General features: G+C 39.8%; 12 protein-coding genes. 10 read left to right on the top strand and 2 right to left on the bottom strand.

Annotated elements, in window-relative coordinates:
* The first annotated feature begins 18 nt into the window (after nt 1-18).
* The 9 genes from QSE00_RS18225 (at nt 19) to QSE00_RS18185 (ending at nt 15,065) form a co-directional block, all read left to right on the top strand.
* A complete protein-coding gene (locus QSE00_RS18225; RefSeq protein ID WP_286106991.1) occupies nt 19-1,158 on the top strand; it encodes a FecR family protein in 1,140 nt (379 codons plus the stop codon).
* Between the two features lie 96 nt (nt 1,159-1,254).
* On the top strand, nt 1,255-4,647 hold the full coding sequence (locus QSE00_RS18220; protein ID WP_286106990.1) for a SusC/RagA family TonB-linked outer membrane protein: 3,393 nt from the start codon (nt 1,255-1,257) through the stop codon (nt 4,645-4,647).
* Between the two features lie 19 nt (nt 4,648-4,666).
* On the top strand, nt 4,667-6,151 hold the full coding sequence (locus QSE00_RS18215) for a RagB/SusD family nutrient uptake outer membrane protein (RefSeq protein ID WP_286106989.1): 1,485 nt from the start codon (nt 4,667-4,669) through the stop codon (nt 6,149-6,151).
* An 11-nt stretch (nt 6,152-6,162) separates the two neighbouring features.
* Entirely contained in the window at nt 6,163-6,822 is a 660-nt protein-coding gene (locus QSE00_RS18210; protein WP_286106988.1) for an MORN repeat-containing protein, read from the top strand.
* Between the two features lie 10 nt (nt 6,823-6,832).
* Nucleotides 6,833-7,963 (top strand): TlpA disulfide reductase family protein, encoded by a 1,131-nt coding sequence (locus QSE00_RS18205; protein ID WP_286106987.1) that lies wholly within the window; start codon nt 6,833-6,835, stop codon nt 7,961-7,963.
* 159 nt (nt 7,964-8,122) lie between these two features.
* Nucleotides 8,123-10,927, top strand: coding sequence for a M16 family metallopeptidase (locus QSE00_RS18200; protein ID WP_286106986.1), 2,805 nt, complete (start codon nt 8,123-8,125; stop codon nt 10,925-10,927).
* Between the two features lie 101 nt (nt 10,928-11,028).
* The gene (locus QSE00_RS18195; RefSeq protein ID WP_286106985.1) at nt 11,029-11,475 is read left to right on the top strand and encodes a protein-disulfide reductase DsbD domain-containing protein; all 447 of its coding nucleotides are present in this window, start codon (nt 11,029-11,031) and stop codon (nt 11,473-11,475) included.
* Nucleotides 11,476-11,555: 80 nt separating this feature from the next.
* Nucleotides 11,556-13,538, top strand: a complete 1,983-nt coding sequence (locus tag QSE00_RS18190; protein WP_459076850.1) for a protein-disulfide reductase DsbD family protein — start codon at nt 11,556-11,558, stop codon at nt 13,536-13,538.
* An 18-nt stretch (nt 13,539-13,556) separates the two neighbouring features.
* A complete protein-coding gene (locus tag QSE00_RS18185) occupies nt 13,557-15,065 on the top strand; it encodes an aminotransferase class V-fold PLP-dependent enzyme (protein ID WP_286106983.1) in 1,509 nt (502 codons plus the stop codon).
* Nucleotides 15,066-16,404: 1,339 nt separating this feature from the next.
* Here the strand turns inward: QSE00_RS18185 and QSE00_RS18180 are convergent.
* Nucleotides 16,405-16,578, bottom strand: a complete 174-nt coding sequence (locus QSE00_RS18180; protein WP_181422944.1) for a hypothetical protein — start codon at nt 16,576-16,578, stop codon at nt 16,405-16,407.
* Between the two features lie 92 nt (nt 16,579-16,670).
* On the opposite strand from QSE00_RS18180, the gene QSE00_RS18175 reads away from it, so the two are divergent.
* On the top strand, nt 16,671-16,814 hold the full coding sequence (locus QSE00_RS18175; protein ID WP_181422943.1) for a hypothetical protein: 144 nt from the start codon (nt 16,671-16,673) through the stop codon (nt 16,812-16,814).
* Nucleotides 16,815-16,911: 97 nt separating this feature from the next.
* Here QSE00_RS18175 and QSE00_RS18170 read toward each other — a convergent pair whose 3' ends face one another.
* The gene (locus tag QSE00_RS18170) at nt 16,912-18,144 is read right to left on the bottom strand and encodes an alkaline phosphatase family protein (RefSeq protein WP_286106981.1); all 1,233 of its coding nucleotides are present in this window, start codon (nt 18,142-18,144) and stop codon (nt 16,912-16,914) included.
* Nucleotides 18,145-18,603 lie beyond the last annotated feature (459 nt).

The following is an 18,603-nucleotide window of genomic DNA, read 5'->3' as shown; positions in this document are numbered from 1 at the left end:
TAATTTATCCATCAAAGCGTGCACACGGAATTTAAGCTCATCATAAAAAAGATCAATAACTCACTTTCCCCTGAAGAGGCAATAGCCTTTGATCAATGGATCAGTGAATCGCCCGATCATTTAGCCTACTACAATAAGGTAAAGGCAAATTACAATAAGGATTTAGATTTTATAGACCAAGAAAAGGCCTGGCAAGTTGTGGAGGGTAGTCTTGGAGGAAGGGCTGGGATTCGATATTGGCACTATGCAGCAGCTGCAGCAGTGGTAGGTATTTTTGTGTCTGTTTTATTGTTGAGGGGCGAGTTTCTCCCATCAATAAATGAAACTTCCCCAAAAGTTTTAAGATCGAACATAAAGATAGGATCGGACAAAGCAGTATTGACTTTGAGCGATGGTAAGGAGTTGGCATTGGAGCAGGAAGGCTCCAAAACCTTGCCCAATGCATCCTCAAATGGCAAGGAAATTGTTTATCACCCGATACCAAAAGAGAGCGATTTTAAGACAGTTTCATTTAATTATTTGACAATTCCCAGAGGGGGTCAATTTTTTGTAAAGTTATCGGACGGAACAAGGATTTGGCTGAATTCGGAGTCCAAGCTTAAGTATCCCGTGGCGTTTGCCAAAGAGCAACCAAGGGAGGTAGAACTGGTGTATGGGGAGGCCTATTTTGAGGTTTCTCCTAGCTCGGAGCACAATGGAGCTAAATTTAAAGTTGTTACAGGCGCCCAAGAGGTAGAAGTTTTGGGGACTGTTTTCAATATTAGGGCGTACAAGGATGAAATGGCCATTTATACTACTTTGGTAGAAGGCAAGGTTACGGTTGCCAATGGAAGGGAAAGTAGGAGTTTAACCCCTGAAAAACAATCTATAGTATATGATGGCCTTAAGGATATGGAGCTGGTGGATGCAGATGTGTATTCTGCAACTTCATGGAAAAAGGGGATTTTTAGTTTTAATGGGATGCCTCTTGAAGAAATAATGAAAGTGTTGGCGAGATGGTATGATATTGATGTGATCTTTAGAGATCCAAAACTTAGAAATAGCACCTTTAATGGGGTGTTGAGAAAGAACCAAAATATTGAAGCGATATTGGAATCTATTAAAACCACTAATAATATGGACTATGAAATAAACGAGAATACTGTAATTTTTAAATAACAAAAGCAAAGGGAACCGAGGTTTGAATATCTCACCAAACTTGCCTCGGCATTCCCTTTTAGTATTAATTAAATAAATAACTAACACCACAAATTTATGGAAATTAAATTAAGTAGGGTTCATTTCTATAGAGGAAAGAACATGCTAGACGTCATTATGAGAACATTTTTATTTTTCTTTTGTTCTTCAGTATTCGGCTTAACTTCAGGAACTATTTTTTCCCAGAAAACCACTATTGAAATTGAATCCGATAAGACCATAAGCATTGACGAGGTTTTTGATATTATTAAACAACAGACGGATTTTAATTTCATTTACAGATCCGATATGTTTAAGGACTATCCAAAGGTCAGTGTAAAAAAAGGGACTATTAAAGCCAATAAATTATTGGAGAAAAGTTTATCCGCGGGGAATTTTCTGATTAAAATTTCCGAGGACAACACCATTCTTATCAGTGAAGATACCCATTCTTCCGATTATCAGGAACTTAAGATAAAAGGACAGGTAAAAGATGTGAATGATGTACCCTTACCTGGGATTACCGTTTATGTTACCAGTGCAAAACCAACCGGGGAAAAATTGGAACAGGAATTTTTGTTGGGAGCAACTGCTTCCGATATAGACGGAAATTTTTCCTTGGGCGCAAAACCGGGAGATTATTTGGTGGCAACGGGAATGGGATACTTGATATCCGTTCAGGTAATTGTCGAAAACAAGGAACAGTACCATATTGTTCTTAAAGAAAATGTCAGCACTTTGGACGAAGTGGTCGTTGTTGGTTACGGTACTACCAGGCGCAAGGACTTGACCGGTTCTGTTGGGTCACTAAAATCCCAGGATATCGTTCAGATAAATTCACAGACCATAGATCAGGCTTTGGTAGGAAAATTATCCGGAGTACACGTTTCCGCCCAGTCCGGAGCTCCTGGGAGCGGTGCAATTGTCCATGTCAGGGGTCTTAGTCAGTTGATAGGGGACAACCAGCCCCTATATGTTGTAGATGGGGTTCCCATTGTTATAAACCCACAATTTGGAAGTGGATTGGGCCTTAATGATAACCGTCAGAACCCTTTATTAACGATTAATCCGGCCGATATAGAACGGGTAGACGTCCTCAAGGATGCCTCTTCTGCCGCAATTTATGGTTCAAGGGCTGCCAATGGGGTAATCCTGATTACTACCAAACGGGGTAAAAGAAATCAGGTGCCCAGATTCAATTTTTCCTATAATGCCACAATGCAAAACCCAACCAACACCTTTGACGTCCTGGATGCGGCTGGATTCAAAAAATTTATGGTTGAGCAAGGTCTGGAGGATGAGGTTGTTTTTGGCAATGCCGATACTGATTGGCAAGAGGAAGTGACCAACAATAATGCCCTTTGGCGTCAATACAGCATGGGGATTTCAGGAGGAAGTGAGACGGTGAACTATTTGGTCTCCGGACATGTTAGTGACCAGGAGGGACTTATGGTAGGCAACAAATTTAACCGATATACGTTTTCTGCCAGTCTAGATGCGAACTTTACCAAAAGGTTAAGGCTGGGAAGTAGTATTAGTTATAACTATTCCGATAATAAACAGTCCGAACTGAACAGTTTGTCCACTGGGGCTTTTTATAGGCCGGACCTCGCAGTATTTAATGGGGACGGGACTTATACTTCTATGAACTTTTCCGGTATAGACTTTAGAAACCCTTTGGGGGATGAGGGTAAGGTGAGAAATAAGGCGATATCCCAAAACTTATTGGGTACAGCCTATGGAGAGTATCAACTTATAGATGGTTTAAGGTTTAAATCCCAGTTGAGCCTTAATTTCAATAATGATCAAAGGGATGTCTTTCATCCCTCCTATACCAGGAGAGGTTTGGCCAATGGAGCCCTATTGTTAGTCCAGCATTCTTCGGGCCTTAGTACCTCATGGTCCAATACATTAAATTATAGCAGGACCTTTGCGGATGCACATACCATCGATGCCTTGGTGGGAATTTCATGGGATCATTCCAAATTAAATTTGGATTCCCAGCAATATGTTGGTTTTCCAGACGACGAAATTTTAACGGATATCAATTCTGCCCAAAGTGTTTTTGATGTAGCCAGCGAAGCTACACAAACAGCATTGAATTCTTTGTTCGGAAGGTTGAATTATAATTTTAAGGACCGTTATTTGGCAACTTTCACCGCCAGATATGATGGGTCCATTAAATTTGGACCAAACAATAGAAGGGGATTCTTTCCTTCGGCTGCCTTGGCGTGGAACGTCCATAATGAAAATTTTCTTAACAATAATGACTTTATCAGTCAATTAAAATTAAGAGCAAGTTTAGGGCGTACAGGTTCCGATAACCTACCTGCCTTTTCCTACTTGGTAAATTATAAGTCCTTAAGTGGAACCGATTCCTATTATGATGGGATCAATGGCATTGCCGTGGATGGTGTACCTAATTTGGACATTAGATGGGAACAAACGGATCAATTGGATCTTGGGTTGGAGTTGGGGTTGTTTAATGGACGATTTAACGCCCAAGTCGTTTATTTTAAGAAGGAGACCAGTGATATTATCCTTTTGGTGCCAGTAGCTTCCCAGACAGGTTATTCCAGTTGGAACGCCAATATAGCCGATGTCTCGAACAAGGGATGGGAATTGGAATTTGGGGCAGATGTTATTAGGAGCAAGCATTTTAGATGGAATTCCGCGTTTAATATTTCTTTTATTGAGAATAATGTGGATGCACTGAACAATGGGGCAACGACCAATTTCGGCAGTACCGGAATCATGGAAGGACAACCTATTGGGGTCATCACAGGCTATGATGTCAAGTCTATTGCCCAGTCTCAAGAAGAAATTGATGCCTTGAATAACAGCGCCCCCAGCGGTACCTATTATAGTGGGTTGACACAGCCAGGTGACTATGTTTATAAGGATATAAATGGCGACAATGAAATTACAACCGAGGACATTGCCCCTTTAGGGGATATTAATCCAAATTATTATGGAGGTTGGAACAATTCCATCAGCTATAAAAATTTTGACTTTTCTTTCAATTTTAATTTTGTACAGGGAAATAAGAGAAATTGGTATAGGGGTGCCACCGAGTTTTTATCGGCCAGTACTACCTCCAATGTCACAACAGAGGTCTATAATACATGGACACCAGACAATACTGGGGCCAAGTATGCCCGTATCGGTTCAGCTACCCATGGTAATTCCACCACTACCAGTAAGAATGTAAAGGCTGGTGATTATATTAAATTCAGATCTGCTTCCTTGGCTTACAACTTTCCCAAAGAATGGTTGACAAATACCGGTATTGGGAATGTAAAATTGACCTTGTCGGGAAACAACCTGATAACCTTTAGCAAATATCCTGGTATAGATCCCGAGAGCGTTGAATCGCAACGCGGTGGATCTACAGTAGAACTTACAAGGGATACAGGGGTTTCCTATCCACAAGCAAGAACTTTTACCATTGGGCTTAATCTAAGCCTATAATCCATATAAAAAACAAAAGATGAAAAAAACTTATTATATATATAGGTTCATTACAAGCTTGATAGTTTTGAGCCTATTCTCATGTCAATTGGCCGAAGACTTGGACGATTACGAACCACTGAATGCCTTGGATGCCAATAAGGCAATAGTTGATGAATCTACTTCAGAATTGGCACTGGCCGGTGTTTATGCAGGCTTTCACCAACAAAATGGTGGATCTGGAATTCCAGAGATATATACCATTCCCTCTTTGATGAGCGGTACTTTGGTGAACACTTTTCTTTTCAATAACGATGAAGTACAGGGGTATGTGAACAATAATCCCCTTGCCGTAAATACATCCCAAGGCTTGGGTGCCTATACTCGAATGTACGATATAATAAATAGGGCCAATTGGTTGATTGAAAAAGCCACTGCACTTACCGATGATAAATTTCCTACCGCTGGAAGGAGGCTTGAGATTATAGCGGAGACAAAAATGTTAAGGGCTACGGCCAATTTTTATCTACTGCGACTTTGGGGACAGTTTTATGACCTCGATTCCCAATATGGGATCAGTATTAGAATGGAGCCTTCCCGATCAGGGGAGGCATTGCCTAGGAGTACGGTAATGGAGACCTATGAAGCCATTCTTGGGGATTTGGATTATGCAATTGAAAACGCACCGGCCATTAGACCAAAATATTATACAAATTTGGTCTATGCCAAAGGTTTAAAATCCAAAATATTATTGTATCAAGGAAAATATATGGAAGCGGCCGTTTTGGCAAAAGAGGTTATGGAAACTTCGGGGGCAGATTTTTCCCTGACTCCGACCTATGGAGAAATATTTTTGGATCATTCTACCCCAGACCTATTCGATAGTGACGAAATAGTGTTTGGTACCAAAGGCGATCCGATAGCAGGTGTAGGCATTGGCAACGTAATTGGGACTATTTTTGCAGTTTCTCCATCCTATATAAGCTCTGTATTGGAGACAACAACCGTAGGGGGGCAAGTTATTTCCCATGACGGAACCCGGGTGTCCACGACGATCAAGGAAGGTTTTTTCGGATTTGATAGCCTCAAATCCAATTTCAACTTTTTGCCACCTGAAAACAAATATGAAATGGTCTATCATTTAAGAATGGCCGAAATTTATCTTATTTATGCGGAGGCCCATGCCCGTTCCGTGGAATTTGTAAGCCCAGATGCTTTGAATGCGCTCAATGCCATAAGGACCAGGGCTGGGGCAACTACCACCGGTGGTGATGGCTTTGAAACCTACCCATCAACCATTTCACTCGCCCAATTTTTGGAGGCGGTGCGTATTGAAAAAAGGGTTGAACTGGGGATTGAGACCGGAGAAGATTGGTTCGATTTGGTCCGGTACCACTTTGTGGACGGCATGGATATAACAACGGTGAAGGCTACAGCGGATAATCCGGATAAATATATTTTGCCTATTGATTATATAGCCATCGAAGCAGGTAAAAATATAGTTGAACAAAATCCAAACTACTAAAAAATTAATATATGAGACTATTAGTATACCTACTATTGACCTTGTTGTACGCAGGTACCGCGAAGGCTCAGGACTGCAAGGTGTTATTGAAATCCATCGATGGCACTTATGAAGGAGATTGTAAAAAGGGTAAGGCAGAAGGAGAAGGGGTGGCCATAGGCGTCGACACCTATAAAGGGCAGTTTAGGAAAGGACTTCCACATGGCACAGGGACATATACTTGGAATGATGGGAAAAGCTATGAGGGGGAGTTCCAAAAAGGCGAAAAGGAGGGTCAGGGTAAATTGACTTTTGCAATGGATAGCGTTCTCATAGGTTTTTGGAGGAAGGACGAGTATGTGGGGTTGTTTGAAAACCCTTACAAGAAAATCAATAAATCTCCAAATGTATCGGGCTATACACTAAATAGGGTGCAGGGAGATATCCATAATTTGCGGTTTTATATAAAGGCCAATCAAGAACAGGTAAAATACCCCCGTCTCACTTTTGTTGTCAACTCTGGCCAATATCAAACCCAAATAGACAACAATGATTTTGTGGAGCTTACCAATGTTACCTTTCCCATTAAACTTAAGGCCTCCTATGGACAGGATTTTATTGAGATCGAAATTCTCCAGGCAGGCCTATGGGAAATTAGAACAGATTTAACATACATAAAAGGATTAAATTAAAAGAAACAGAATGAAAACACTTGTATATATATTTATTGGCCTATTGTCTTTTCAGGCCACCGCCCAAAAGGATAATTTTAAAATTATTGGCAACTTTGACAACATAAAGGAAGCCGATTCCATTTTCATTTGTAACGTGGACAAAAAGAATCTCGTTCCTTTTTCCAAGGCCAAAGTGAAGAGGGGTAAATTTACATTAACGGGCTACGTTCCTTATGAACACGGGTATTATACCATGGTCACTACACAGGGTAAGGATACCGTTTACGGTAGGTTGTTTGTTGAAAAAGGAACAATAAAGTATACTGGGCTGTTTACGAAATATCCAGTTTTTGATGTCAAAGGAAGTAAATATGCCCATAAAATCTTTGCCGGGCATAAAGATCCAAAATATCTAAGGTTACGGGAAGAGGTAATGGCCATTGAGGCAAGTGAAACGACCGATGAAGAGAAGATTGAACTGCAGAAACTACAACAAGAGTTGGGCTCCTATATGAATAATGTCGACAAGGATTGGTTCGATAAATCGCATTCCAGTTATCAATTGTATTCACTTTATGAAATTGACCCAAAAACGGATTTTGATAACTTTGAAAAAAAGGTGAAATTCTTCCAGGCCAACTATCCCGACCATCCCGAAACCATGGGAATGGGTTTTGCATATGAATATTATAAAAAGAACAAAGAGGAACAAGAGGCAGGTATCTTTAAGAAGTCGCGGGTTGGAACCCAATTTATGGAAGTTACCGCTGTAGATGTTGAAGGGAATACCCATAGGCTTTCCGAAATTTTGAAAAATAACAAATTGGTACTTCTTGATTTCTGGGCGTCCTGGTGCGGTCCCTGTAGGGCAGAATTCCCACATCTGCGAATTGCATATGATGAATATAAGGATAAAGGTTTTGAAATTTATGCTGTATCCTTGGACGAAAGCCAAAAAAAGTGGCTAACGGCCTTGGAACAGGAAAAAACTAGCTGGATCAATACCGTAGACCTGGAGGCTTGGAAGTCCCAAAGTGTAAAGGATTATGAAATTACTGGTATTCCCTACAATATATTGGTAAATGCCAAAGGAGAAATATTGGGAGAATCACTCAGGGGAAAGGACTTGGAAGATTTTTTGGTAAAACATTTAAATTAAATCGCAAGGAACAATTAAGAATTCCAGGGTCACTCCAACATCCCCTTTTCATGACGGTTTTTTGTCTCTTCTTTTTCAGGGAAGAATTTTTGACCAGTACTTTTATTGGAAAGCAGGGAAACAAAATAACCTTATTACAGCATAAAACAAAGGTATCAGATGAAATACAGTATTACATATCTATTAATCCTAGGACTTTACCTCAGTGTCCCGGCGCAAAACTTGGACTTGGGAAGTCCATTGCCCGTCGATTTAAGCATTAGAAAGGGGATGCTTTCCAATGGAATGACCTATTATATTAAAAGCACCGATGTTACTAAAGGGGTAGCTAGTTATTATATTATTCAGAATGTGGGTTCGGTTTTGGAAAATGATGACCAACAAGGTTTGGCGCATTTTTTGGAACATATGGCTTTTAACGGAACCCAAAATTTTGAGGGCAAGGGAGTCCTTAACACCATGCAAAGACATGGACTTGTCTTTGGGAGGGATATTAATGCCTATACTTCCTTCGATGAGACAGTCTATAATATCAATAATATTCCGACTACGCCAGAACTGATAGACACAGGCTTGTTGATACTGCATGATTGGTCCAATTTCTTATTGCTTACCGATGAAGAAATTGACGCGGAAAGAGGGGTTATCAAGGAAGAATGGAGGACTCGTCAAAGCGGTGGAATGCGTGTTCTGAAACAGTCGCTTCCAACGGTGTTCAACAATACTAAATACGCTGAGCGTATGCCTATTGGATCTATGGATATTATCGATAATTTTGAGTATCAGACCCTACGTGATTTTTATCACGATTGGTATAGGACAGACTTACAGGCCATTGCCATTATAGGGGATGTGGATGTAAATTTAATCGAGTCCAAAATAAAAGCCCTGTTCTCCAATATTGAAGCCGTAGAAAGTCCCAAGGATCGTTTCAATGTGGATATTCCGGACAATGAGGAACTGTTGTACAATATGGCCATGGATGATGAAGTTACGACCTCAAGTATATCTTTTGGAATTAGGCATCCAAAATCACTGAAGGACCAAACCGTGGCCGACTTCAAGGAGTCGTTGCATAATGGTATGATAATGGGTATGCTGTCTAAAAGAATCAACGAAATTTCCAGAAAACCTGAAGCTGCTTTTTTGGGCGCTCGGATTAGTTATGATGATCATTCAAGAACTAGTAAAGCCTTCAATGTATCCATATCGCCAAAACCGGATCAACAACATCAGGCATTTAAATCGGTGCTTGGCGAGATTGTTAGGGCTGTAAAGTTTGGTTTTGCCGAAGCCGAAATAGAAAGGACAATAACAGAGTTTAAAAACTTCTATGAAAACCAGATTATAAAGGAAGATGATAAATCACATGGCAGTATTGTATCTACAATACAGAATAACTATTTAAACAATACCACTATAACCAATATTGCGGAAGAATACGAAATTGCAAAGTCCATTTTTAATTCTCTACATGCCAAGGAACTCCATGAGGCAATAAAGAAAATATATAAGGACAATAACAGGTTTTTATTGGTCACAGGGGTAAAAGGTAAGAAAAACATGTCCCGTGAGGAAGCCTTGGAAATCATAAAGGGTGTAGAAAATGATGACACCTTGGTAGCCTATACCGATGATTTTAGCGGAAAAACTTTGGTATCGGGACTCAATATTGTACCAGGTGGTATAGTTTCCGAAAAGGAAGATTCGCTTGGCGCCACTACTTTTACCCTTAGCAACGGCGTCAAGGTTCATTACAAGTTTGCAGATAAAAACAAGAATGATGTAAAACTCAATGCCATAAGTTATGGCGGTACCTCCTTATTGCAGGATGGGGAACTGCCTTCGGCCAATTTGCTTGGAAATGTAATCCAGTTTTCTGGTTTGGGAGAATATTCTTCCACAGATTTACCAAAGGTCCTAGCTGGTAAGACTGCTTCAGCCTCTGTTGGTCTGTACGATCTAACCGAAAACATTTCAGGATCTTCCGTTTCCAAGGATGTTGAAACCATGTTGCAAATGGTTTACCTACGATTTGTTAGGCCCCGGTTCGATTTGGATGGATACAATGTAATTATGCAAAACGTCAGAAATTATCAGGTAAGAAGGAGCGAGATACTTGGTGAAAAAATGGCAGATAGTACCACAGTTACCCTCTATGGAAGAAATCATCCCAAATATCGATTATTTGACGATGCCTATATCAACGATATTTCTTTTGATAAAATAAAGTCTATTTATAATAGACGGTTTGGCAATGCTGCGGATTTCGAGTTTTTTATAGTAGGCGATGTTAAAAAGGAGAATCTAAGGCCCTTATTGGAAAACTATATTGCCAGCATTCCCACTACCTCAGAAAGGGAATTGTGGAAGGACAATTCGGTTTCTTGGCTGAATGATACCATAGAGAAAGAGATCTACTTAAAGATGGAGGACCCAAAGAGTTCGGTAAGGATAGCCTATAAAAATAACTTTAGGTACAGTTTAAAAAATGCTATGATCGCCCGTGTTTTGGGTGATATCCTAACCTTGAGGTATACAGATACTCTCCGGGAGGAAGAAGGAGGGACTTATGGGGCAAGGGCCAATGCCAGTCTGTCCAAACGGCCAGTGCAGCAAGCGTCCATATCGGTAAACTTCGATTGCAATCCGGACAAGGTATCTACCTTAACGGCCATTGTACACGAGGAAATTGAAAAAATTGCGAATGGTGATATCAAGCAGTTGGATTTGGATAAAACACTTACCAATTATATAAAAGAAAGAAAACAGGAAAAGGATTATAATGATTTTGATATGAATTTATTGACCACATTTTATCGTGAGGGTTACGATATGGACCATCCTGGGAATTTCGAGGATATTGTAAACTCGATATCAAGGAAAGATGTCCAAAAGTTTACAAAAAAGCTGTTAAAAAAGGCGCAGTCGTATTCCATAGTATTTAAACCCTTAAAATCATAAGCCTTACGGTTAGTTTACTTTTTGTTTTCATAGATCCATTTCGCTCCCCAAATACAAACAGTAAAGGGCCGTTAATAACTCCCATATTTTTAAAACATAAAATGAAGAAAAGTATATTAGTAGCATTATTATTGAGTTCGTGGATTGTAAAGGCACAGATTTATGATCCGGTAAAATGGTCTACAACGGTAGAGAAAATCTCCAGTACGGAATACGAATTGATAGCAATGGCCAGTATAGATGGAGATTGGCATTTGTATTCCCAAGCGGTTCCGAATGACGGGCCTATACCTACTACCTTCTCTTTTGAGGGTAATGATAATTACCTCAAAAAGGGAAATACCAAGGAGGAGAACGGCCAAATTATCAATGACCCCATTTTTAATATGGAAATTAAATACTTTGTTACCAAAGTATCCTTTAAACAGCGGATCAGGTTAAAGAATACAAAAGCCTTCCATGTTAATGCTGTGGTTGAGTATATGGTTTGCAATGACACAAAATGCTTGCCACCAAAAGAAGTGGAGCTTGTTTTTGAAATAAATTAGGTAGTTATTTTGATTTCGGTCCGTTCAATTCAGAGATAATTCATTAGTTGTTGTCAACTATGTTACAAAATATGGGAAGAATAAAAAAAAAGGTATTGTTTGTGTTACTATTTGGTACCTGGTTAATGAGTGCACAGTTACCTAGTCCGGTAAAATGGACAACGTCCATAGAAAAAATATCCGGCACGGAATATAAGTTGATTGCGAGGGCATCCATTGAAAAGGGATATCATTTGTACTCACAGGAAGTGCCTGACGATGGCCCTATTCCAACAACTATTACCTTCGATGCCAATGGGGCTTTTAACCTATTGGGAAATACCACCGAAAATGAGGGATCCACTGCAGATGACCCCGTTTTTGGAATGCCCATTAAATTTTTTGAGGATGAGACTACTTTTGAACAAAGAATCGAGGTCTTAAAAGAATTGTTGGAAATTGAGGCATTTGTGGAATTTATGGTCTGTGACGAGGTTAAATGTCTGCCTGCTCAGGAGATAAACCTGGTATTTAGGTTTCAGGGAGTTAATGAAAAAGAAGTAGTTGCTGAACCAGAAATATCAAGGGAAGATGTTGCCAAAAAATCGAATACGGAGTTTGGGGAACCAATGGGAGCCAATTCAGAGTGGGGCGTTTGGTATATTTTTATAATTGCATTCTTGTCCGGTTTTGCAGCTTTACTAACACCATGTGTGTTCCCAATGATTCCCATGACGGTAAGTTTTTTTACAAAACAGAGTAAAACTAGGGCGTCGGGCATCAAAAATGCGATTATTTATGGGCTATGCATAATTGTAATCTACGTATTATTGGGAACGGGGGTAACCGCTATTTTTGGTGCGGATGCTTTAAATGCCCTAGCGACCAATGTTTGGTTCAATCTTATTTTCTTTGTGCTTTTAATCATTTTTGCGGTATCCTTCCTAGGTGCCTTCGAAATAATGTTGCCACATTCATGGGTTAACAAAGTAGACTCGCAGACCAATAGAGGCGGGTTGGTTGGAATTTTCTTTATGGCCTTGGCCTTGGCAGTGGTCTCCTTTTCATGCACCGGCCCTATTGTCGGAACTTTGTTGGTGGAAGCTGCTTCCAAAGGAGGAATGGCACCCATAATTGGCATGTTGGGATTTTCCTCGGCCATAGCTTTACCCTTTGCTTTATTTGCCGCATTTCCCGGCTGGATGAACTCCCTGCCAAAGTCGGGAGCTTGGTTAAATACGGTAAAAGTGGTCCTCGGGTTTTTGGAACTTGCCCTGGCATTCAAATTTTTATCCCAGGCAGATTTGGTATTGCAGCTCCATTTGTTGGAACGGGAAGTCTTTATAGCTATTTGGATTGCTATTTTTGGGACTTTGGCATTGTACTTATTTGGAAAAATACAATTGTCGCACGACTCACAGCTTTCCCATATCTCTGTGGGGCGATTAGGCATGGGGCTTGTGGTACTGGCCTTTACCATTTATATGGTCCCTGGACTTTGGGGTGCCCCGTTAAATATTATTAGCGCGTTTCCCCCACCAATGGAATATAGTGAATCGCCTTATGGGGTAGGGTATTCCAAAATGGGTATTTCATACACCAATACCGATGATGATGAACTACCGGAGGGTGGCCACCTCTTGGCACCACATGATATTCTTGCCTTCAACGACTACGACAGTGGATTGGCTTACGCTAAAGAAGTGGGAAAACCTATATTGTTGGATTTTACGGGTTGGGCCTGTGTAAATTGTAGGAAGATGGAACAAAATGTGTGGCCCAAACCGGAGGTCTTGAATGCTTTAAAAAATGATGTGGTACTTATTTCCCTTTATGTGGATGATAAACGTAGTTTGGAAGGAGATGAAATTGTAGCATCCAAATTAAGGCCTGGAAAAAAATTAAAGTACATAGGACAAAAATGGAGCGAATTACAGATAGTCCGCTATAAATCCAATTCCCAACCCTTTTACGTACTCATGGACCACGATGAAAATAATTTGTCCGAACCAGTAGGCTATAAGCCCGATGCAGTGGAATATCACAGGTGGTTGAAGGAAGGTGTTGCACAGTTTAATCAATAGATAAAATTTAGATTGCCAATGCACAATTATCTCAAAATAATGGATGAATTGAAATTAAGGACCGATTTGGAGGCCTATTTTCAAACTTATGCAGAGGGAGTTATAGGTAATGGCCATACCTTTAAAAATAGTTACGGTTTACAAAGAATGGTCTATGCGGACTGGGTGGCAAGTGGCCGTTTGTACGCCCCCATAGAAAACATCTTGCGAGAAAAAATTGGCCCAATGGTGGCCAATACCCATTCTTTTTCCAGTGAAACAGGCAAGGCAACTACCTACGCTTATAAATATGCCAGACAGATTATTAAGAATCACGTACATGCCGATAAAAATGATGTATTGGTAACAGCTAATACAGGAATGACTGGAGTATTGTCTCATTTGCAGCGTATAATGGGCCTACGCTTTCCTAATGTATGGGACGTCAAGGCGAACTTGCAGGAAAGGGACAGACCTGTGGTCTTCATCTCACATATGGAGCATCATTCCAATCACGTGCCATGGCTAGAGACCATTGCCGATGTAGTGATTTTGGAGAGCAATGATAAAAAGTTGATATGTCCACATGCCTTGGAATCGGCATTGAAACAATATAGCAATAGAAGGACAAAAATTGGTTCGTTTACGGCCTGCTCCAATGTTACCGGAATTATTACCCCTTTTTACGAACTAGCAAGAATCATGCATAGACATGGCGGTAAATGTTTTGTTGATTTTGCGGCATCGGCGCCTTATGTGGATATTAATATGCATCCTGAAGATGACGAAGGGCGGTTGGATGCTATTTTCTTTTCTCCGCATAAGTTTTTAGGTGGACCAGGAACCTGTGGCGTATTGGTGTTCAATAGGGATTTATACAATACCCAATGCCCCGATGTTCCGGGAGGGGGTAATGTACAATGGACCAATCCTTGGGGGGATTATGCTTATTTTACTGATATAGAGGTACGCGAGGATGGGGGGACCCCGGGATTTTTACAGGTCATGAGAGCAGCCTTGGCCATTCGTCTAAAGGATAAAATGGGGACCGATAAAATAGAGCAACGGGAAAAGGAACTACTTTCATTATGTTTTCACCAATTGCGCCAAATCCCCAATTTGTATATTTTGGGGAGTACGGAAGAAAAGCGCATTGGCTGTATATCCTTTACAATAAAGAATATACATTACAACTTGATAGTAAGGCTGTTGAACGATCGCTTCGGGATACAGTTACGGGGCGGTTGGTCCTGTGCGAGTACCTACGGTCATTATCTTTTTGATTTTGATAAGGATAGGTCGGGCAAAATGGTGGACGGCCTTAAGAAAAGGGATTTGACCCATAAACCTGGTTGGGTACGCCTATCCTTACATCCCATAACTACCAATAGGGAATTGTTCTTTATTTGTGATGCCATTAAGCAGGTTGCCCAATACAGTGAAGTTTGGGGCCGGGACTATAGTTATAATAGGGCTACCAACGAATTTGAACACATGGATGGGGACCTTGGGATTGTTCAACATACCAAGGATTGGTTTGTTATCTGAGCTTGGGGCGATTTCCCTTTATAACTTATGGATTTTTGTGAAGTCGGAACAACTGTCATTTCTTTTCCGTAAATTTTGTATAAGGCATTTTACTTATTGCCAAACTTGGCGAAGTCTATATGCCTTTTGTTCCTTTTTGGAAAACTGAAAGCAAATATAAATTTTAAAGATTGATCTTTATTAAAACAACGTGATAATCAAAAGATCCTTTGCCATATAACAAATTGTGTAAAATGGGGAAAGTGGCTTAAAGCTTGTCAAAGTAAATAATGGATCAATCCCAAAAGTTGTGTGTGAATTACAAAAAAATATAATTTACTATTTAAAGTTTGTGTCCTGTTCATTTTTTGCATCGCCCAAATGCGTAGCATTCATGAATACCATTAAAAACCAATAGACCAGCCGATGAATAAAAAACGACCAGGGCCGAATAACCAAGGTACGGTGTACCTTGGTTAGGAGGAGCCAGCTGTAGCCATGGCCAAGCTGATTTTAAATTTCTTTAAATCTACGCACTTTCCACGGCCCCGGCGTCCAGGCCGCTTTCACTTGGGTGAAATGCTCTATGGACGCCTACCTGAAACCAATGTGGAAACTACTTGATTTAATACGAAATTGAAAATAGGCCGGTCCTTTCGTTTCGTCAACCTTCATGTGGGGATAAGTCATTTTCCGTTATTATAAACCTTTGGACATTGCCCTCAAGGTCTATCGTTTGGTCGTTCTTCTTCCGTCGTGGAGATGGCTTGGCCGTTAAGAATTATTGAAGCCTTGGAAATAATTTAGGCCATGGCATCGGTCCTTAAAATCCAGAGATTTTAGGGACCACCTAGCTAAGAAGGGTCTTGTCTCCTGCCTGCCGGAAGGCAGGTTTGTTTTGCTCATGGCTGGTTATTTTCCTAATTATGTATTCTTGAACCTGCGGTTTCGTTTTATTCATTGCCTTTTCATTTTATAATAAGGTATTCATGAACCTCCTGCGTCGGTTTCATTGGACAAGCAAAGAAATCGAAGATTCACGAAAACCATTAAAAAACATAAAAACCACTTGAGTAAAATGAAAGAATAATTTAATCATTGGTTTTAATAAATTGCTCCTCTTAATTAAAACTATTGATTAAAAAACACGACTGATCAAATTATTCCTAACTTTTTGATAAACACAACAATTGGTCATGATCCTAAATAATTCTCTGGACTGAAAACCGATATCCTTGGTTCCAATAAATATACTGGGTTGCCTAGGTATTATGATTGGAAGTATCTCTAAATTATAAGGCATTTTGCAAAACGATCCTCAAGAATACAATCCGCAATGGATGGTTCAACACTTTTTACCTTAAAATTGACCTTCTTGGCCTTGGCTGATCTTACTTTTTTCCAAATTGTGAATGGAGTCCATATCCAATGAACGTGTTTTTTTTGAAATATACATCCCATGAAGGATTACGAAGATGGTGCCTCCTGCAAAACAAAGATTCAATACGAGTATTATGCTTATGATCTGTGACATGATATAGGGTTTTTGGGTGTTATACAAATGTCGAAAATAGGGGAAGCTGGGTGTTATACAATTTTTAAAATAGGTTATATAATTATTCTAAAATGGACCGTTTAAAAACTGTAAAGACTATTCTGTTTGGTATAAATAAAAGTCAGTTTAAAGGCTATGGCCGTAATTCCATTTTAATTTTGAATGAAGATAGGGAGTATATACAGTGGTTGGATATGGAAATGTATAAATGGTAACATTTCCTGCACAATCGGTTTGAATGAATATGGCGTTTCCATGGACAACACCATGCCACTGATGGTGTTCCGGCAGTAAATGGAACCGTTGACCTATCTAGTTGAACACTACCCAAGTATTGGTAGAATTGTGTTTTCCTTCTATCACAATTTTATAAAATCGGGAAGGAAATTTACGTAAATCTATTTTTGTACTATTACGGCTCCCTTTTACTGTTTTAACCAATTTAAAATGGTCGTAATTACCATTTTTAAAACCATTTTCCGTACTTAGATAAATTTTAAGTTCTTTATCCCTATTATAATTCCTCCAGTTAAGGGTTAAGTCGTTGCCTTGAACACTCGCCTTTAAATTACTCACCGAAAGTGGTCCGGTAATGGAGACCCCGTCAATTTCAAACGCCCTGTTACGCTCGGGGTTGATTTCCAAACTTCTGAGCATCGCCGGCAAAATATCAACTATACCTGGGGTTTCGTTTTTAAAATAGTCATTTAAATTATCGGCGTTGGTAATGATCCAGGTCAGGCGTTCCCTGTCGGATTGTCCACCATGCCCTTTGCCCGTTTCCTTGTTCCTGCCATGATCTGTAGTGATGAATATCTGCCAATCTTCGCCATATTTCCCTCGTCTAAATTCCATTGCCTTGTATATACGCCCTATTTGTTTGTCCATTATGGTAATGGCATTGTGAAATTGTTCGCTATCCCCGTAACGGTGCCCCATATCATCTGTATATTCAAGATACACCCATGAAAGATCTGGACTTTCCTCTATTATATACCTGGCGGCTTCATCAACTACCATTTCATCTATTTTATGGATGTAAAGCCGGTCTTCGTCATGTGGAAAATTTATGGTGTCCAATTCAAAGCCATCAAAATGATAGTTTAATTTCAGGTAATTGGTTTGAGGAAGGCTCTCCCCAATTAATTTTGTTCTATTGTCCAACCATGTAGAGAATATAGCTGTTTTTAATTCTGGCCTGCTCTCTTTGGCATATCTGAAAATTGTCCAATAATTGTAATTGGGATCTTCGATACTGTTGCCCCACACATTGTGTTTATTGGCCCAAGTACCGGTTAACAGACTGTTGTATCCTACGGCGGAAATAGTAGGAGTTTCAGAATAACTATCCTTAGTTCCTCCTACATAGGCACGGGTATATCCCCCTTTCTTGGCAATGGTATCGAGGTGGGGTGTTTCCACGTTTTCCAAAACATCAGCAGAGATACCATCAACTATAACAAACATTATTTTGGTGTTCTGTTTCTGTCCGAAGAGGGTGGAGTAGTAAATAAGGCTGATTAAAATGAGGCTATAAAGTTTCAAGGTACTGATTGTTTATTGGTTTTTCTCAAGGTGTATGATAGGTATAAATATACTTTTAATTTTACGGAATGTTATTTTGGATTGGAATTAATTTGTAGTGGATATTTTCTAAGATTGTATTGAATTTTCATGTCCATTACTTGGATTGCCCCGGCAATAAAAAGAATATAATCATGACTTACAATATTCAACTAAATGGGTTTGAAACTAAACGTGGGTTTCCCAATGGCTGTAGTCCCAATAAAAATTTGGAATTATTGGGTCAAATCGAATTTAGGGATACCGGCAATATTTCAGCTTGAGAATGGTAGGAGATGTATATGTTGTCCTTTACGGATTTTGAACCTTCTGAAACAACAGCCATGGTTTTGGGCTATCTGTTCAAAAATATTTTAAAAAGAAGTCAGATTGTTAATTTGTCATAGGTTAGGCGTCATGAAAAAATGTAAGGGGGAGTAT

This window comes from Arenibacter flavimaris (assembly GCF_030291335.1).
Lineage (GTDB): Bacteria > Bacteroidota > Bacteroidia > Flavobacteriales > Flavobacteriaceae > Arenibacter.
Note: the sequence above shows the minus strand (reverse complement) of the source record. Positions and strands in the feature narration are given on the sequence as shown.

Excerpts from the sequence above, each read along its gene's own strand:
- QSE00_RS18205 (WP_286106987.1), top strand. The coding sequence starts at position 6,833 with ATGAAAACACTTGTATATATATTTATTGGCCTATTGTCTTTTCAGGCC.
- QSE00_RS18185 (WP_286106983.1), top strand. The coding sequence starts at position 13,557 with ATGCACAATTATCTCAAAATAATGGATGAATTGAAATTAAGGACCGAT.
- QSE00_RS18215 (WP_286106989.1), top strand. The coding sequence starts at position 4,667 with ATGAAAAAAACTTATTATATATATAGGTTCATTACAAGCTTGATAGTT.
- QSE00_RS18220 (WP_286106990.1), top strand. The coding sequence starts at position 1,255 with ATGGAAATTAAATTAAGTAGGGTTCATTTCTATAGAGGAAAGAACATG.
- QSE00_RS18180 (WP_181422944.1), bottom strand. The coding sequence starts at position 16,578 with ATGTCACAGATCATAAGCATAATACTCGTATTGAATCTTTGTTTTGCA.
- QSE00_RS18210 (WP_286106988.1), top strand. The coding sequence starts at position 6,163 with ATGAGACTATTAGTATACCTACTATTGACCTTGTTGTACGCAGGTACC.
- QSE00_RS18195 (WP_286106985.1), top strand. The coding sequence starts at position 11,029 with ATGAAGAAAAGTATATTAGTAGCATTATTATTGAGTTCGTGGATTGTA.
- QSE00_RS18175 (WP_181422943.1), top strand. The coding sequence starts at position 16,671 with ATGGACCGTTTAAAAACTGTAAAGACTATTCTGTTTGGTATAAATAAA.
- QSE00_RS18200 (WP_286106986.1), top strand. The coding sequence starts at position 8,123 with ATGAAATACAGTATTACATATCTATTAATCCTAGGACTTTACCTCAGT.